The 17,004-nt window shown below is 56.3% G+C and carries 14 protein-coding genes; 6 read left to right on the top strand and 8 right to left on the bottom strand.

Annotated features, from left to right (window positions below; translation table 11 throughout):
- Position 1: 1 nt before the first annotated feature.
- The 3 genes from sthA (at position 2) to ACR0D7_RS17800 (ending at position 2,675) form a co-directional block, all read left to right on the top strand.
- Positions 2–1,459 (top strand): Si-specific NAD(P)(+) transhydrogenase, encoded by a 1,458-nt coding sequence (gene sthA, locus ACR0D7_RS17810; RefSeq protein WP_480680222.1) that lies wholly within the window; start codon positions 2–4, stop codon positions 1,457–1,459.
- Positions 1,456–1,911, top strand: coding sequence for a YaiI/YqxD family protein (locus ACR0D7_RS17805; protein ID WP_170384488.1), 456 nt, complete (start codon positions 1,456–1,458; stop codon positions 1,909–1,911). Before sthA ends, ACR0D7_RS17805 begins: the two co-directional genes overlap by 4 nt.
- A gap of 143 nt (positions 1,912–2,054) precedes the next feature.
- Positions 2,055–2,675 carry an HAD family hydrolase gene (locus tag ACR0D7_RS17800; protein WP_480680221.1) on the top strand — a complete coding sequence of 207 codons (621 nt, stop codon included), beginning with the start codon at positions 2,055–2,057 and terminating at the stop codon, positions 2,673–2,675.
- A 1-nt stretch (position 2,676) separates the two neighbouring features.
- Here ACR0D7_RS17800 and ACR0D7_RS17795 read toward each other — a convergent pair whose 3' ends face one another.
- Positions 2,677–3,918 (bottom strand): MFS transporter, encoded by a 1,242-nt coding sequence (locus tag ACR0D7_RS17795; RefSeq protein ID WP_480680220.1) that lies wholly within the window; start codon positions 3,916–3,918, stop codon positions 2,677–2,679.
- A gap of 150 nt (positions 3,919–4,068) precedes the next feature.
- Here ACR0D7_RS17795 and zapE point away from each other — a divergent pair, with 150 nt between their 5' ends.
- Complete coding sequence (gene zapE / locus ACR0D7_RS17790) at positions 4,069–5,127, top strand: cell division protein ZapE (protein WP_480680219.1); 1,059 nt, start codon at positions 4,069–4,071, stop codon at positions 5,125–5,127.
- Between the two features lie 74 nt (positions 5,128–5,201).
- Here the strand turns inward: zapE and ACR0D7_RS17785 are convergent, their stop codons facing one another.
- From ACR0D7_RS17785 to ACR0D7_RS17770, 4 genes are read right to left on the bottom strand one after another with little or no spacing between them, the layout of a single operon-like run.
- Positions 5,202–6,476, bottom strand: a complete 1,275-nt coding sequence (locus tag ACR0D7_RS17785) for a bifunctional folylpolyglutamate synthase/dihydrofolate synthase (RefSeq protein ID WP_480680218.1) — start codon at positions 6,474–6,476, stop codon at positions 5,202–5,204.
- The gene (gene accD, locus ACR0D7_RS17780) at positions 6,473–7,405 is read right to left on the bottom strand and encodes an acetyl-CoA carboxylase, carboxyltransferase subunit beta (RefSeq protein WP_480680217.1); all 933 of its coding nucleotides are present in this window, start codon (positions 7,403–7,405) and stop codon (positions 6,473–6,475) included. The genes ACR0D7_RS17785 and accD overlap by 4 nt, the downstream gene beginning before the upstream one ends.
- 58 nt (positions 7,406–7,463) lie before the next feature.
- Positions 7,464–8,354 (bottom strand): CPBP family intramembrane glutamic endopeptidase, encoded by an 891-nt coding sequence (locus ACR0D7_RS17775; protein ID WP_480680216.1) that lies wholly within the window; start codon positions 8,352–8,354, stop codon positions 7,464–7,466.
- Positions 8,347–11,451, bottom strand: coding sequence for an ABC transporter transmembrane domain-containing protein (locus ACR0D7_RS17770; protein WP_480680215.1), 3,105 nt, complete (start codon positions 11,449–11,451; stop codon positions 8,347–8,349). Before ACR0D7_RS17770 ends, ACR0D7_RS17775 begins: the two co-directional genes overlap by 8 nt.
- A gap of 241 nt (positions 11,452–11,692) precedes the next feature.
- On the opposite strand from ACR0D7_RS17770, the gene ACR0D7_RS17765 reads away from it, so the two are divergent.
- Complete coding sequence (locus ACR0D7_RS17765; protein WP_480680214.1) at positions 11,693–12,454, top strand: DUF6478 family protein; 762 nt, start codon at positions 11,693–11,695, stop codon at positions 12,452–12,454.
- An 11-nt stretch (positions 12,455–12,465) separates the two neighbouring features.
- Positions 12,466–12,825, top strand: coding sequence for a hypothetical protein (locus tag ACR0D7_RS17760; protein WP_480680213.1), 360 nt, complete (start codon positions 12,466–12,468; stop codon positions 12,823–12,825).
- Between the two features lie 113 nt (positions 12,826–12,938).
- On the opposite strand, the gene ACR0D7_RS17755 is transcribed toward ACR0D7_RS17760, so the two are convergent.
- From ACR0D7_RS17755 to gpmI, 3 genes are read right to left on the bottom strand one after another with little or no spacing between them, the layout of a single operon-like run.
- Positions 12,939–14,279, bottom strand: a complete 1,341-nt coding sequence (locus ACR0D7_RS17755) for a S41 family peptidase (RefSeq protein ID WP_480680212.1) — start codon at positions 14,277–14,279, stop codon at positions 12,939–12,941.
- A gap of 6 nt (positions 14,280–14,285) precedes the next feature.
- Positions 14,286–15,416 (bottom strand): murein hydrolase activator EnvC family protein, encoded by a 1,131-nt coding sequence (locus ACR0D7_RS17750; RefSeq protein WP_480680211.1) that lies wholly within the window; start codon positions 15,414–15,416, stop codon positions 14,286–14,288.
- On the bottom strand, positions 15,413–16,930 hold the full coding sequence (gene gpmI / locus ACR0D7_RS17745) for a 2,3-bisphosphoglycerate-independent phosphoglycerate mutase (RefSeq protein WP_480680210.1): 1,518 nt from the start codon (positions 16,928–16,930) through the stop codon (positions 15,413–15,415). The genes ACR0D7_RS17750 and gpmI overlap by 4 nt, the downstream gene beginning before the upstream one ends.
- Between the last annotated feature and the right edge of the window lie 74 nt (positions 16,931–17,004).

The following is a 17,004-nucleotide window of genomic DNA, read 5'->3' as shown; positions in this document are numbered from 1 at the left end:
GATGGGCACATACGACTATGACCTGATCATCATCGGGTCAGGACCATCCGGACGCGCAGCGGCGATACAGGCTGGCAAACTCAAGAGGCGCGTTCTGGTGATCGACCGCAAGGACCGGTTTGGAGGTGTCTCGGTACATACCGGCACCATCCCCTCGAAGACCTTGCGGGAAACGGTGCTGAACTTGTCCGGCTGGCGCGAGCGCAGCTTTTATGGCCGTTCCTACCGGGTCAAGGATCAGATCCGCGCCGAGGATCTCAAAGCCCGTCTACACATGACACTCGACCACGAGGTCGACGTGTTGGAACACCAGTTCAACCGCAACCACGTGGAAACCCTGAACGGTCTGGCCAAATTCGTTGGGCCGCATGAGGTCGAGGTCGCTACCGATGCCGGAGAAACCACGCGCCTGACCGCGGCCAAATTTCTGATTGCCACCGGAACCAAGACCTATCGACCCGACTATGTGCCCTTTAATGGTAAGACTGTAGTCGACGGTGACGATTTCCTAGAAATGGCAGAGATTCCGCGTTCGTTGGTGGTGATTGGTGCCGGGGTGATTGGTGTTGAATATGCCACCATGTTCTCTGCTCTGGATGTGCGCGTGACCCTGATCGAACCACGCGAGACCTTTCTTGATTTCATCGACAAGCGTCTGATCCATGATTTCACCCATCAGATTCGCGAGAACGGCGTTGATTTGCGGTTGGGATCGGCGGTCGAAAAGATCGAAGATGCAGGCGAACACGTCGAAATAACCCTTGATAACGGTCGCCATGTGCGGGCCGAGATGCTGCTGTTCGCAGCTGGCCGAATGGGCGCAACCTCAGCGCTGAACCTGGACGCTGTTGGTCTTGAGACCGACCATCGAAACCGCATCAAGGTGGATCGCAAAACCTATCAGACAGCCGTGCCGCATATCTATGCGACCGGCGACGTGATCGGACATCCCTCGTTGGCATCGACCTCGCTGCAACAGGGCCGCGTGGCGGCCTGCCATGCGCTGGAAACCCCCACCCTGCCTGAAAGCCCATGGTATCCCTATGGTATCTATTCGGTGCCTGAAATCTCGACCTGCGGCATGTCCGAGGAAGAATTACAGGAGCGCGGTATCCCATATGAGGTTGGCGTAGCTCGGTTCCGCGAAACCTCACGCGGGCACATCATGGGGTTGGAACATGGCATGTTGAAGATGCTGTTCTCGCTAAAGACCCGCCGGGTGCTGGGCGTGCAGATCGTTGGCGAAGGCGCGACCGAACTGATCCATATCGCGCAGGCGGTTCTGAATCTAAAAGGTACAGTGGACTATTTCGTGCAGAATACGTTCAATTATCCAACGTTGGCCGAGGCCTACAAGATCGCCGGTCTGGACGCATTCAATCGGATGCCGATCCCGGAGGAGTTCAAGGTTAAGAAAAAGCCTGCTGCGCCTGCCAAGCGAGAGGCCCAAAAAACGTGACAACGCTTTATGTCGATGGCGATGCCTGCCCTGTGAAGGCTGAGGCCGAGCGAGTTGCCACACGGCACAAAGTGCCGATGGCGCTGGTCTCGAATGGCGGGCTGCGGCCATCGGCGAACCCTCTGGTGCAGGTTGTCATTGTGGCCGAGGGCGCAGATGAGGCGGATAAGTGGATCGCCGAACGCTGTGGCCCTGGCGATGTGGTTGTGACATCGGACATCCCTTTGGCTGCCAAATGCGTTGAGGCGGGAGCACGGGTATTGCGCCCAAACGGAGAGGTGTTCACCGCCGCCAATATCGGGCAACAACTGGCAATGCGCGACCTGATGGCTGATCTACGCGCAGCCAATCCATTAGGGGCTGGTGGTGGTGGCAAACCCTTTGGCAAAGCAGATAGGTCACGATTTCTGGATGTGTTGGAACGCGAGGTGCGGGTTGCTCTACGAGGGTAAGGCTCGCGCCTGACAATGGTGCATCACAGATGCGTCTGCTTCGGTTGGGCCAAGCAGCGCTTCACGCTGCGGTTCCTCCTTGTAAATCGCGGGCTGGGTTGGTTCAGTCAGCCCAAACCGATTTTGATATGATAGAGGCCCCCATGGCGATTGAAGCCGTTATTTTCGATATTGGAAACGTTCTGATCGAATGGCAGCCAGAGCGCTATTACGACAAGGTCATCGGTGAAGACCGGCGTCGCGCCATGTTCGCCCAGGTCGACCTGCACGGAATGAACGATCTGGTCGATCAAGGTCATCACTTTACCGACACGATCTATGACTGGGCCGAAAAATACCCCGAATGGCGCGAAGAAATTCGTATGTGGCATGATAAGTGGATCGAATTGGCCACGCCGGAAATTCCGCATTCCGTTCGGTTGCAGCGCGCTTTGCGTGCAAAGAAAGTTCCGGTTTTTGCGCTGACTAATTTTGGTATACAGAATTTCGACTATGCCACCACGATCTATCCGTTCCTGAATGAATTTGACCGGCAATACGTCTCGGGTCGGATGAAAACGGTAAAGCCGCACACCGCGATTTATGAGATGGTTGAGACCGATTGTGGCCTGCCGCCCAGCAGTTTGCTGTTTGCCGATGACCGGATCGACAACATTGAAACGGCGCGCGCGCGCGGCTGGCAGACGCATCACTTTACTGGCCCGCAAGGTTGGGCGGATCGGTTGGTATCCGAAAGTTTGCTGACCCTGGAAGAGGCCAATTAGATCAGGCCGGAACCGGCGTCGCGCTGCGATTTTCGCGGATCGGCAGGTGGACAACGGCGCTAAAGGCGCCAACGGCTACGCCAATCCACCAGACCATCGTATAATCGCCATAGACATCATACATGCGCCCGCCCAGCCAAACGCCCAGGAAACCGCCAATCTGATGGCTTAGGAAAATAAAGCCGTACAGAGTGCCCATGTACCGCAGCCCGTACAGATGCGCGACAAGACCAGAAGTTAGCGGCACTGTGGCCAGCCAAAGCGAACCCATGACGATCGAAAAAACGATAACCGACATTGGTGTGATCGGCATGAGAATAAAGATTGCTGCCGCCAAGGTGCGGCCGGTATAGATTACTGCCAGCAGGTATTTCTTGGGGAAGTGATTGCCTGCCCAGCCGGCCAGCAACGTGCCGCAGATGTTGGCCAGCCCCACTAATGAGATCGCCACGGCACCCAAGGCCGAGGTGGTCGTGATACCCAACGAATGCAGGACGCCGCCGGGTTGGATCGGACCACACATTTCCGTCACGAAGGCGGGGAAATGGGCCGTGATGAAAGCCAATTGGTAGCCGCAGCTGAAGAACCCCAGAAAAATCATCGCATAAGAGGGATCGCGGAAAGCGCGGCCTAGAATCTCACCCATGCTTTCTTCCAGCTCGGTTTTGGTGACCGGTTGTGGCGCGCGCATGAAGGGCAGCGTCAGCACAAGGCCCAGGATCGCAATAGCGAAGACGAGGAAAACCTGTTGCCAAGGTAGGAAGCTTAGCAACCATTCTGCCGTTGGCGCACCAATCACCTGACCAAAACTGCCTGCAGCTGTAACGATGGCCAGAGACATTAAGCGGTTTTTGTCGGAAGACGCGCGCCCAACCACGGCCAGTACGACGCCAAAGCCGGTGCCCGCGATGCCAAACCCCACCAGCCACGCATACATCTGATGGCCAAACGGTGTGATCGACCAAGCCGACAGCACCATACCGGCAGCATAGGTCAGCGCGCCCAGAATGATTGCTTTCCTGTCGCCAATCTTTTCGGCCATTGCGGCAAAGATCGGCTGCCCGATCCCCCAGGCCAGATTCTGGATTGCAATTGCCAGCGAAAAATCTGTCCGCAGCCAGCCAAATTCGCTGGCAATGGGAATCTGGAAGACCCCGAACGAGGCGCGCACGGCAAAGCTGACCGTTATGATGACGCATCCTACGATCAAGATTGGGTTTAGCAAGCGAACAGAGTGCGGCATGGGAACCTCGGGGGCGTTGGTTCGATGGACGTTAGCGAAATTGAACAGTCGGTCAAATCAGCAGATTTGCGGTCACGGATAAGGAAATTTGATGTGTCTTGGGAAATGGTTGCTTTTCAAGGCGCAACACGGGCGCTATGGCTCGGGTCCATGACGGATTTAATTTCGATTTATGACGCCCGCATTGCCGAGGGCACCTTGACCCGGGATGATGCGCAGGAGGCAGTTTTACCCCATTTCGAGCGTATCCGCGCAGCGCTGGCTACTCCGGTCAAACGCGGGCTTTTCCGAAAAGCCCCCCCTCCGCCCAAAGGGCTATATCTGTGGGGCGGTGTCGGGCGTGGCAAATCCATGCTGATGGATATGTTCGTGGATGCGCTTGAGGACATTCCCGCGCGACGCGTACACTTCCACGCCTTTATGCAAGAAATCCATGCGGGTATGCACAAGGCGCGTCAGGATGGTGTCGAAGATGCCTTGGCCCCAGTGGCGCAAGGCGTTGTGAACTCGGTTAAGTTGCTCGCCTTTGATGAGATGCAGATCACCGATATCACTGATGCTATGATCGTCGGCCGGCTGTTCGACCTGCTATACGAAGGCGGTGTGGTGGTTGTGACAACATCAAACCGGCACCCGGATGATTTGTATAAGGACGGGCTGAACCGTCAGTTATTCCTACCTTTCATCGCCCATATCAAAGAACAGCTGCAAATCTGGGAGCTGGTTTCACCCACCGACTATCGACAAAATCGGTTGGAGGGCGCACCTGTATATTTCACGCCTATCGGGCCAGAGGCGCGGAAGAGCATTCGCAGTGTCTGGCATGATCTGTCAGGGGGCGCTGCAGAGCCTCTGGTATTGCAGGTCAAGGGCCGTGCAGTGGAGTTACCGGCCTTTCGGAACGGCGTTGCACGGGCTTCGTTTTACGATCTGTGCGGGCGCATGTTGGGACCCGCGGATTATCTGGCGATAGCCGAGGAACTGAAGGTCCTTGTGCTGGAGGATATCCCCCGTCTGTCCCGAAACAACTTCAACGAGGCCAAGCGCTTTGTGACTCTGATCGACGCTTTGTACGAGGCAAAGGTGCGGCTGATCTGTTCGGCTGCGGCGGAGCCAGAGATGCTGTATGTCGAGGGCGAAGGGACGTTTGAATTTGAACGCACCGCCTCGCGCTTGCGTGAGATGCAGGATCAGAGCTGGGGGAAATAAGGGCTCTGCCCCCGCCGCCATCGGCGGCTCCCCCGGGATATTTTAGGCCAGATGAAGCCTTATAGGCGGATGGGTTAACCGTTTTCTCGAAGGATGTTGCCCGCGAGGTAAAGCGAGCCGCAGATCAGGATGCGGGCTTGCGGATTCTGAGCTACGATTGCAACCAAAGCGTCGGCCACACTTTCAGCTGTTGTGGCTGGCAGATCAACTTTCACTGCTGCGGCGGCAGTGTCATCGGCACTGAGCGTGGCGGCCTCATCCGGGATTGAAACCGCGGTCAGGCTGTGGGCCTGTGCGGCGAGCGGGGCCAGATAGCCGGTGACGTCCTTCGTGTTGAGCATGCCACAAATCATATGGGTAGGGCGTTGCGGTAGTTTGGCGAGGACATCGGCCAATGCGGCACCGGCAGCTGCGTTGTGGCCGCCGTCCAACCACAATTCAGCTTGCGGCGCGGCCTCAACCAGCGGCCCGGTTTTCAGGCGTTGCATGCGGGCGGGCCATTCGGCTTTGGTCACAGCAGCCTCATAGGCGTCATCACCCAGATTCAAGTGCCGCAGAACGGCCAATGCGGCCCCCGCGTTCAATATCTGATGCGCCCCCAGCAGATTTGGCATCGGCAGATCACGCAGGCCGGTTTCGTCCTGATAAACCAGACGTCCGTTTTCCTCATGCACGTGCCAGTGCTGGCCGTGGATTAGCAACGGAGCCCCAAGCCGTGCGGCAGTATATTCGATGACCTCCAACGCTTCATCCTGTTGCGGACCAACGATGCAAGGGACGCCCGGCTTGATGATGCCCGCCTTTTCAGCGGCAATCTTTCCCAGCGTGTTGCCAAGGAATTGCTCATGGTCAATGGAAACCGGGGTAATCACCGTCACCGCAGGTTCATGAATGACATTGGTGGCGTCCAGGCGGCCTCCAAGCCCAACCTCAAGCAATGTGTAATTTGCCTGTGTGCGTGCGAAAGCCAGCAGAGCAGCGCAGGTGGTGATCTCGAAATAGGTAATGTTCTCGCCACCGTTGGCGGCATAACATTCGTCAAGAACAGCCGTCAGCGCAGGTTCCGAGATCAGCTCACCAGCCAGCCGGATGCGTTCGTGGAACCGCGCAAGATGCGGCGAGGTATAGGCATGGGCAGACAGCCCTGCCCCTTCCAGCCCAGCTCGGATCATCGCCTGAGTCGAACCCTTGCCATTGGTTCCCGCGATGTGAATCACCGGTGGCAAGTTATTTTGCGGGTTGTCGAGAGCTGCGAGCAAACGCCACACGCGATCCAAGGTCAGGTCAATGATCTTGGGGTGCAGTGCCATCATCCGATCAAGGATGAGGTCGGATGACTGGCCGGTCATTTCTCGCCCGCGTCCTCGGACGGTTCTTCGGCCACGGTCTCTTCCGGTTTCGGTGCCGGCAGATCACCTTTGACCGCCGGAGGCTGATTCATGAGCATGCGGGTGATCGTGATCAGTTCGTCGCGCATTTCTGTACGCCTGGTCACGCGGTCAAGCATGCCGTGGTCCAGCAGATATTCGGCACGTTGGAAACCCTCGGGCAATTTTTCACGAATGGTCTGTTCAATCACGCGAGGCCCTGCAAAGCAGATCAACGCGTTGGGTTCGGAAATATGCACGTCACCCAGCATCGCGTATGACGCCGTCACGCCACCGGTCGTTGGGTGGGTCAGTACGACGATATAGGGCAGATTTGCCTCTTTGAGCATTTCGACGGCCACGGTGGTGCGCGGCATCTGCATCAAGCTCAGGATACCTTCTTGCATCCGCGCGCCGCCAGCAGCCGAGAACAGAATAAGCGGGCGTTTGAGTTTGACCGCTTCTTGCGCGGCAGCGATGATGGCGTTGCCCACATACATGCCCATAGAGCCACCCATGAACGAGAAGTCCTGAGCGGCGGCCACTATCGGAGTGCGCCCAATCTCGCCCGTAGCGACCAGCATCGCCTCTTTCTCGCCAGTCTTTTTCTGGGCTGCTTTCATTCGGTCCGGGTATTTCTTTTGATCCCGAAAATGCAAAGGGTCGGCAGTTGGGGCGGGAACGTCGACCTCGGCGAATATGCCACCGTCAAACAGATGCGAGAAACGTTCACGTGGAGTGATCGCCATATGATGATCACATTGTGTACAGACGTTTTGATTTTCTGCCAGTTCACGGTGGAACAGCATCGTGCCGCATTCATCGCACTTGTGCCATAGGTTTTCCGGCACTTCACGACGAGAGAAGATCGAGTTGATCCGGGGGCGGACATAGTTTGTGATCCAGTTCATGGCGGAACCTTGTTATGCGGCGTTGATGTCAAATAAGACGCAACGGAAGGAAATGCAATCAGCGCCTGAGCGCAAGACGCGCAGTTAACCAGCTGACGGTCATCGCGGCAAAATCCACAAACAGCCATTGCCGCAGCAGACCACTCTCGGACATGCCGAAAGGTAGCAGGTACAGTGCAAGGCCGCTTAGGGTTTCGGGTAGTGAGATAAACAGCAAAGCTATGGTATTGTTCATGAAATGCATAGCGATAGCTGGCCCCAGCGTACCCGCCCGTGCGGTCAGATCGGCAGCCAATAGGCCAAAGACACATGACCAGACAGCTACCAGCAATGCGTTTTCACCCGTGATACCCGGCGCGTAATGCCCCGCGGCGAACAGAACGGAAGGCAACCCTATCCAGATTACCGGAGACCGGAATCTGGCGGCCAGTGACTGCTGGATATACCCGCGAAACAACACCTCTTCGGCGCTGGTCTGAATCAGCACTGCAATCGCGGACAGTGGGAACAGCAACAGCCACGTTGACAGGGCAAGGTTCTGGGTCAGAGGCTCACCCATGCCGTAAGGTGGAAGAACCATCATCACCAGCCCCAATATCACAAGGGCTCGGAACACCTGCCAGAATTGACGCAGGAATAGGCTAAACGGGCCAAGTATCGAGGCCAGAGAGCGACGCTGCAATTGCCTGGCGGCAACGGCAACACCCAAGGTCAGAAACCCGAAACTAATCAGCAATACCAATGTGGTAAACGCGGAAGTAGCCTGCAACAGACCCTGATCTCGATGCGACGCAAGCAACCTGCCCACAACGGCAAAAAGCACGGAGTTTAGCGCAATATAGAGCGTGAGAATGATGACCAACCCAAGAACAAGCCGCCACAATTCTGGGCGGGCGCGGGCTTCGCGCAACAACCGCTCATGGGCGGAATAGGCGGCTGGATCACGCATTATCAGTGATTTCACCTTCGATTGATTGAGGAGCGTCCGTGAAGACGTCAGAAGGATTTTGTGCCGTGTTGAGCCTGTTGGACAAAGTTGTCAGATACCCGGCGACGGTCTGAAGCAATTGAACGGCCACCGAGGCATCGCTTTCGATCACTGCACGCAATTCTTCTGCGCCAATACGCAAGAAAGTGCAGTCTGTTATCGCAGTGAGATCCAGTTGGCGAAGTTCTCCGGTAATAATTGACAGATCACCGATCAGGCGGCCAGGCTCGATGATCGAAATCGTGCGTTTGCCACCCTCTTCGGCAGGCCAATCCAGCTTTGCCTGACCTTTGATACACAGATAGGCGGCATCAGGCGCCTGACCTTGAGAAAAGATCATTTGGCCTTCGGCCACTTCATACCATTGTGCAGAGAACGCCAGCAGACGCTGGTTTCGTGCATCGATGCCCGAGAACAGTTCAGTCGAAGAAATAATTTCCAGCTTTGTGCTCAGATCATCCGAAGCCGCGCCTTCCTGACGAGCTTGTGTCCGCGAGACGCCGTCGATACGGCCATCCTTGATTTCGATGAACAAATCATACGCCTCGGGGTGGGCAAAATGATCTTCCATGAAGATCATGATCGAGTTGGGCAGCAGCTCACGCAGGCGCAGTCGAGTACGCAGGCGGCTTTCGGAATCGTGACTTGCAAGGGCTTTGTCCAGAATAAGAATGTCAGGCCGTTTAATCCCGGCACGGGAAAACGACGCGCGCTCTTGAAACACCGTCGGCAGGTTGTTCCCGCCCAGCCCGGTCGGCAGATCGAACAAGGTGGATGCTGCTCGTCGCCGCAACCCGGCCTCGTTCATGGCCTGAGCAACCACGTCCTCAATTTCTTCGGCATGCGCGCCGGCCGTCACAGAAATCCGACCATACAGCGCGTTTTCCATCACGGTCAGCCGGGGGATGTAGCTGTCCGGGGACAGCGGGACAAACATGCCCTCTAGCGCCTCACGTAGACGTTCAGCCTGATCTTTACGGATGGACAGGATCTTATCCTTATATTCCTCGGGAAAATCCGGGCCAATCTGTTCCGCGGTCAGCAGAAAAGGAAGTGTCAACAACAAGAACCGCTCCGAGTCGTCGATACCGCTCTCACCTTTGGAATTTCGGCGGTCTTTGATGTCGAGCAGTTTGTGGTACATCTCCTTCGACATTCCCAGGCGCAGGAACAGCGGGTGATCAGCCCCGTCGCGACCAAAAGCTTGATCCAACGTCTCGAGCACGGTGCTGGCCATCGACATGGCGTCATTGGCCAGATCATGCATTCCAAACAGTTTTTTGAAGCGCGCATCACTGGCCAGAGATTCCGGCGTTATGTCCCGCGAGGGAGTGGCAAAAAGCAGGTTACCCCCAAGCGGGACGGTCGGGTTAAAACGCTCTGGGTCGAAACGGTGAACATGTCGATCCAGCCCCTTTTCTTTTAACTTTTCAGCAACAGTTCCACGCAATTTGACGACGTCTTCCGCCAGTGAAGGGTGAAGTTTAGGGTCAAACCGCGTGCGTAAATTGCGCCGCAACATGAACTCGTCAATGCCCATCGCCTCAACCAGTTGAAACCACCAGGCCCGAATATCATCGATATCGTCCAGCCCAGCCAGTTCGGGGTCGATCCATTCGTCATCCAGGGAATCTGTCGGGTTGCCCGATCGCTCTGCCTCGATCTGCCAGCGGCTTGGCGCGGTTTCGGTCTCTGCTGAGCGTTGAGGGTGCGGTCTCAGCGGCATCAAAAGGTTGTCACCCAGCGTTCCGTTGAAAAGGTAGGGCCGCGAATAGGCATAACCGATCCGGGCGGCGATCACCGATTGATGCAGGTCTTTCAGATTTTGCCCTGCCATGATCACATCCCCTTGCACTGGCAGCACTTCACGGGTCAGAACCTGCGCCAAAGCATTGCGTTCCGAGGCATGGTTGGATTGGATCGCAACCCGTGCGCCTTTAGGGATGGTCAGATCGATGTCTTCCAGAATGGTCTTGCCGTCATCGTCGCGTACGGTCACGTTTCGCAGTTCAATCGCGCCGTTCAAACGCGGGATCACCTTGGGCTCACCCACGAACAGCTCTTCGGGGATCATGTTGGAGGGCGCAAACCGTTCGGTCACAACCTCCCACCGCAGAGACATGTCCTGCACCTGATTGTAATAGGTCAGAAGATCCTTCCACGGGCCACTCAGGTCCTTATAGGCTCCAAGCGCCGCTACCAGCGCACCTACCGTCACCTCGCCCTTGATCGCCAGATAACCGCCGACCGAATAGAACAGGAACGGCGTCATCTGCGTGATCAGGTTGTTTAGAAACTTCATAAAAAATTTCTTTTTGTAGATCTTGAACCTGATCTCAAACAAGCGCCCCAACCGATGGCTGAATTGCGCCAGCCGATAGCGCCAGCCGCCATTCGTTCGCAGGTCGCTAATGCCCGCCGCACTTTCCCCGATCTCAGAACTGAGGTTCCGAACCTGCTGGATACGTTCCTTGTTCAATAGGTTGATCTGACGCTGCAGCTTTGGGATCAACCACGCCTGCAAAGGGATCAACGCGATGCTGGCTAGGCCGAACCAGACGCTCTGCATGAACAGGAAAGTGACGATAGTCATCATCTGGCCGAACTGGAACACGGGCTGGGCAATGGCGTCTCCCATTAACCCGCCCATCGGTTCGGCTTCGGAGGTGATCATCGATACCAGCTCACCCTGGCTGGTGGTGGCAAAGTAGGACTTTGGAAACCGCATTGTGCGGTTGATAAGGGTGAACCGCAGACGGCGCAGCATACGCTCGGCCAAGACACCCTTCATCGTATTGATCCGCATCTTCATCAGCCCGCTGGCGATCACGGTGGCCAGAAAGGCAAAGCACAGAATCATCAAGTATTGAACCTGCGTCACGGTGAAGCCCATAACGGCCACCGTGCTACTTGGTGCCCCAATGGCACCGTTGATGATCTGCTTGGGCAATTCAAGCGAAGCATAGAGGAACGGAAATGAAAGTACCGTCAGGAACAGCAGCACAAGCTGTTGTTTTTTCGAGTGTTTCCAGATGAATGCGAATAGAGTAGGTTCCATACCCCGGTTTTGCCTCAAAACGTTTGGTAGTTTTTGGGTGGTTCCCTGCAGTCAGATGTCAGACGGTACGCACTGACCCGGATGATTGCAAGAATGGCCAGACCTAACAGTTTAGGATTGCTATGCCCATACTCTGCCGCCTTCACGAATTTGAGAGTTTTGATCTCACAATCTGGTAATACGCCTTTAACCTCGATCGCGTCTTTGACTAAACAGGGGCGCACTTTTGAACGATAGGGCCATGGGCAAACTGCTGGATCGCTATAATCACCGACGGGTCATAGAACGCTGGCGCAAGGCTCTGCGTAAAGCAGACGCAACTCCAGAACAGCAGTTGCGTCTGCAACGTGACGATGCGCGCAAACTTCGCACCCTTCTGGATATGTTGATCCAAGAAGCTGACAATCGCCTGACCCACCCGCGAATCGGGTCGACACAAATTCCCAAACCTCTGAGCACCGATTGGAGCTGGCGCCCAGATTTATGGCGCATGCCGTTGTCCCGCCCGGGTGCGGCCTCTGCCCCGCGCAAAGCCCAGATGGACCGGCAGGCAACGCTGTTCCATGACTGCCCTCTGGCTGAAATAGGGGTTCGACAAACCCGTAACACCCGTGACAAGGATCTGGCTCCTTATGGCCTGCAAGTCGAGGTGTTCGGCTTTTCCGGTTCTTTTCTGTCGTTGTCCGTAGAGTTGCCGCCAGAGGCTTCGCAGGGCTTGACCAGACAGCATCTGGTGCGTGTGGATGCACTAATTGAAGCTGAGCTGTCTCTTGAGGTCTTTGCTCGCCTAAACATTCAACACGGACCGAACACCGAGCAAGTTCTGCGGAAGCTAGACCTTTCAAGCCAATCCTGCTCGATAGATTTTGATCTGGCGCATTTGCCTTTGAATGAGGCGCGCCTTGAAAAGATCTGGCTGGACCTGATCTTGGAAAACCCACGAATGAACCGCGTCAAGATGCGCGATCTGACCTTCTGCCGCCACCACCGCGCCGATTTGTGAGAGTTCTGGCCATGACGCAACCGACATTGACACCCATCTGCTTTGAAAACGGTCTTTGGCAGGCGCATTTGCAAGCGGAATCTGAACCGGCGGTCAAAGTGCAATATTTGGGGGCAGCGCTGGAAGATGTGCGCGTGTCACCAGCGAAAGACGGATGGTTACTCAGTATCCCGGTTCCGGTTTCAGCTTTGTCCGACGGTGTTCATTGTTTTGTGATCATTGATACGGCTACGGCGGATAAGCTTGGTGATTTTACCATTATCGCGGGTACGCCTGCGACAGATGATCTGCGGGCCGAGGTCGGGCTTCTACGTGCCGAACTCGACATGCTCAAACGAGTGTTCCGTCGGTCACAGAACGAAAGTAGGTGACCCCGCTGGCGGCTCAAACTCCGCCAATAGCGAACACTAGAGCATCCTTCGCTAGCTTGCGAAGCTATTCCCCCAAAGAAAAAGGGCCGCCCTTATAGGCGGCCCATTCTTTGTTACTGCGACGGCCCGTTCGGGTTGAAGGCCGACAAACCTTTGAGGATGTCGATGGCATAGGCCAGCTGATAATCCTCTTCCCGTAGTTCTGCAGTGGCTTCAGCCCGAGCGCGATCTTCCTCGATCTGACGAATCTCATCTTCACTGAGACTGTCATTGTTTAGGCTTCCGCGCAGGTCTGCCTCGGATCGGGCTGGGCGGTTCGTGTCTTCCTCTTCCGTATCCGGCGTTGCTCGCGGTTGTTCCACAATGATGTCGGGGCTGACGCCAAGCGCTTGGATCGAACGGCCCGATGGCGTGTAATAACGCGAAGTGGTCAGGCGCATCGCGCCGTCCCCGCGCAGGGGCATGACCGTCTGCACTGACCCTTTGCCAAAGCTCTTAGTGCCAACCACGATTGCACGGCGGTGATCCTGAAGCGCACCCGCAACAATCTCAGACGCCGAAGCAGAACCGCCGTTGATCAGAACAACAATTGGCTTGCCCTCTGCCAGATCGCCTGGGGTTGCGTTGAAACGTTCACCTTCACTTGGATCGCGACCACGGGTCGAGACAATTTCACCTTCATTCAGGAATGCATCTGACACCTTGATCGCTTGCGTCAGCAAGCCGCCCGGATTGTTGCGCAGGTCCAGAACAAAACCGTTGACCTTGTCGATGCCGCCAACCTCTTCGATCTGCTCATTCAAACCTTCCTGAAGGTTGGGGAATGTCTGATCGTTGAATGTAGTCACGCGCAGAACCACACTGGTGCCTTCGGTGCGAGCGCGCACGGCGGTCAGTTTGATCGTGTCGCGGATGATGGTCACATCAAAAGGTTCCTGCTCGCCCTCGCGCACGACGGTGATAACGATCTCGGACCCGACAGGGCCACGCATCAGATCGACCGCTTTGTCCAACGTCAGACCAAGAATGCTCTCTCCATCGACATGAGTGATGAAATCTCCGGCTTCGATCCCCGCCTCATCAGCTGGGGTTCCATCAATCGGTGAAACAACTTTCACAAAGCCTTCTTCCTGCGTGACTTCGATGCCAAGGCCACCAAATTCTCCGCGTGTCTGGACACGCATCTGTTCGGCATCATCGGGCGACAGATAGCTGGAATGCGGGTCCAGCGAAGTCAGCATGCCATCAATCGCCGCCTCGATCAGTTCTTCCGGCTCTACCTCTTCTACGTATTGCGCGCGAATGCGTTCAAAAATATCCCCGAACAGGTCCAGCTGCTGATAGACATCCGCCTTCCTCTCAGCCTCTTGCGCCAGCAACGGGCCAGCGATCTGAGTGGTTGCAATTATACCTGCCACGGTTCCGGCCAGACCGGCCATCACAAATTTCTTCATACGGTTTTATCCATCCTTGCTGATCCGAAACCACGATTCCGGGTCCACGGGGCTGTTATCCTGTCTTACCTCTATATAGAGCGTTTCTGACCGGTCAGTTCCAGTGCCATCACTGCTTGTTGACAAAATAGCGCCGATTCCGGGCGTTTCACCGGGCATCAAACCCACTGGAGTACCCTTTGGGATGACTTGACCGGGTTTGCCGTAGACCTCTTGCAGGCCCGAAAATACGAATAAAAGACCGGGTTGAGGCTCAAGGATTACCAGATTCCCCAAATCCAAAAGTGGTCCACTGTACCGGATTGTCGCTGCGGTAGGGGATTTCACAATCGAGCGGGGTTGCGTGGCCAGAACCACTCCGGGGCGCTTTACTCCGGCGGCGTCGGTCTCACCGGCACGGTGTAACATGACGCCCTGCACAGGTAATGGGATTTGCCCTTGCAGGTCTGAAATATCAGCATTGGTCGCGACAATCTCGCCTTCCGAAATTTCAGACAGTCCGCTGGCAAAACCCTCTAGCGTCTCGGTTGAAGAGATCAGAATCGCCGTTCGGATCGGATCTTCGACAAAACGCTGCGGTAAGTCTGTACGGTCGGCGATGGCCGTGCTTAGCTCGGTGCGGGCGGTTTGAACGCCGGTCAAGCCCTCGGTCAGTGTGTCCGCCGCGCTTTGCTGCAATTGCCGGAGGGTTTGCACCTCCTGCAGATCACGGGCCAAAGCCAGTGCGCGGGCATTCAGGCTTGGCGTGACTTCGGAAAGCATCATACCCGCGCGCGCTGAACCCAGCGGACCGGATGGATGCAGCATCAGAACGGGCGGAGAGGTGGTTTCTATGGTCTGTAATACGCCCAGTAGTTGCGCAATCTCTTTCTCACGCGTGTGCAGTTCTGCGGTCAGTTGCGCTTCACGCGTGGCGGCGCGGCGCAATCCGTCGCGCATAGCTGTCAAGCCAGCCTCATAAGCCTGTATAGTTTCGGTCAACGCACGCACACGGTCGCGGGCGCTGTCGGCTTCGGCCAATGCGATAGACGCTTCTTCCAGCATTTGCGCTGCGTTCAGCGCTGCGGTTGACGGGGCAGTCTGGGCGAGGACCGGTGTCGTAGTCAGCAGTGCCAAAAGAAGCGCGCGAAGGGTCATGACAACAAGCTCTGGCCAGTCATTTCCGGTGGTTGCTCCAGACCCATAAGTTGCAACAGCGTCGGCGCCAAGTCGGATAGGCGTCCGTCGCGCAATTTGGCACCCTCTGGGCCGCCCACCAGTGCTACGGGCACTGGGTTCAGTGTGTGTGCGGTATGCGGGCCCCCGGTTTCGGGATCGACCATCATCTCGCAATTTCCGTGGTCGGCGGTGACGATCATCGCGCCACCGGCCTTTTCGAGCGCAGCAACCACCTGTTCCAACCCCTGATCCACGGCTTCGCACGCTTTGATTGCTGCTTTCAAATCGCCTGAATGGCCAACCATATCCGGATTGGCATAGTTGGTGACGATCAGGTCAAAGCCTGCCTCAATCGCCTCAACGAACTTGGCGGTTACTTCGGCCGAGGACATCTCGGGCTGCAGGTCATAAGTCGCCACTTTGGGCGATTTCGGCATATAGCGGTTTTCTCCGTGTTCCGGCGTTTCCTTGCCACCGTTCAGGAAGAACGTAACATGCGGGTATTTCTCGGTCTCGGCCAAACGGAACTGACGCAGACCCTGTTTGGCCACCCATTCGCCCAGTGTATTGACGATTTCGCGCTTTGGAAAAACGGTGGTCATATAGGCATTGTGGCCGTCCGAATATTCTACCATACCCAGCAGAGCGGCCAGTTTCGGGCGCGGGTCAGTTTCAAAATCAGCAAAATCAGGTTCGCCAATCGCTCGCAGGATCTCTCGCGCGCGATCGGCACGGAAGTTGAGGCAGAAAAACCCGTCACCATCCTTGACGCCGTCAAAGCCATCCAGAACCGTCGGCACGATGAATTCATCAGTTTCAGATTGGTTATAGGCGTGGTCAACTGCGCCATGAGCCGATGCCGAGGTTCGACCCTGCCCGTTGATCATTGCCTCATAGGCTTCGCTGACGCGTTCCCAGCGATTGTCACGGTCCATCGCGAAATAGCGCCCGCTGACGGTGACAATGCGCGCGCCTTCGGGCAGGCGGTCTTCCAATTCGGCGATATAGGTAAAGGCGGATTTCGGAGCCACGTCGCGGCCATCGGTGATTGCGTGCAGTGCGACAGGCACTCCCGCGTCGGTGATCGCCTTGGCGGCGGCGGCGATATGGTTCAGGTGCCCATGAACACCACCATCCGACACTAGCCCCATCAGATGCGCGGTGCCGCCCGCATCTTTCACCTTGGTAATGAAGTCCTGCAAAGCTTTGTTGTCAAAGAATGAGCTATCCTCAATCGCAAGATCAATCTGACCTAAATCCATGGCCACAACCCGGCCCGCGCCGATATTGGTGTGGCCAACCTCGGAATTGCCCATCTGACCGGTGGGCAAGCCCACATCCGGGCCATGGGTAATCAGCGTGGCGTGTGGGCCATTGGCCATGATCGCATCGAAGGTTGGCGTATTGGCCAGATAGGGCGCGTTGGCTTCGGTGTCCTCGGACAGGCCCCAACCATCGAGAATGCACAAGACAACGGGTTTGGGGGCGGTCATTTGAAGCTCTCCGGATTTCTGCTCTTGACCCGTCTTTTATCGCCTGACTATCGGCGGGTGAACCGTCTTTTGGC

This window comes from Ruegeria sp. BB7 (assembly GCF_056539365.1).
Note: the sequence above shows the minus strand (reverse complement) of the source record. Positions and strands in the feature narration are given on the sequence as shown.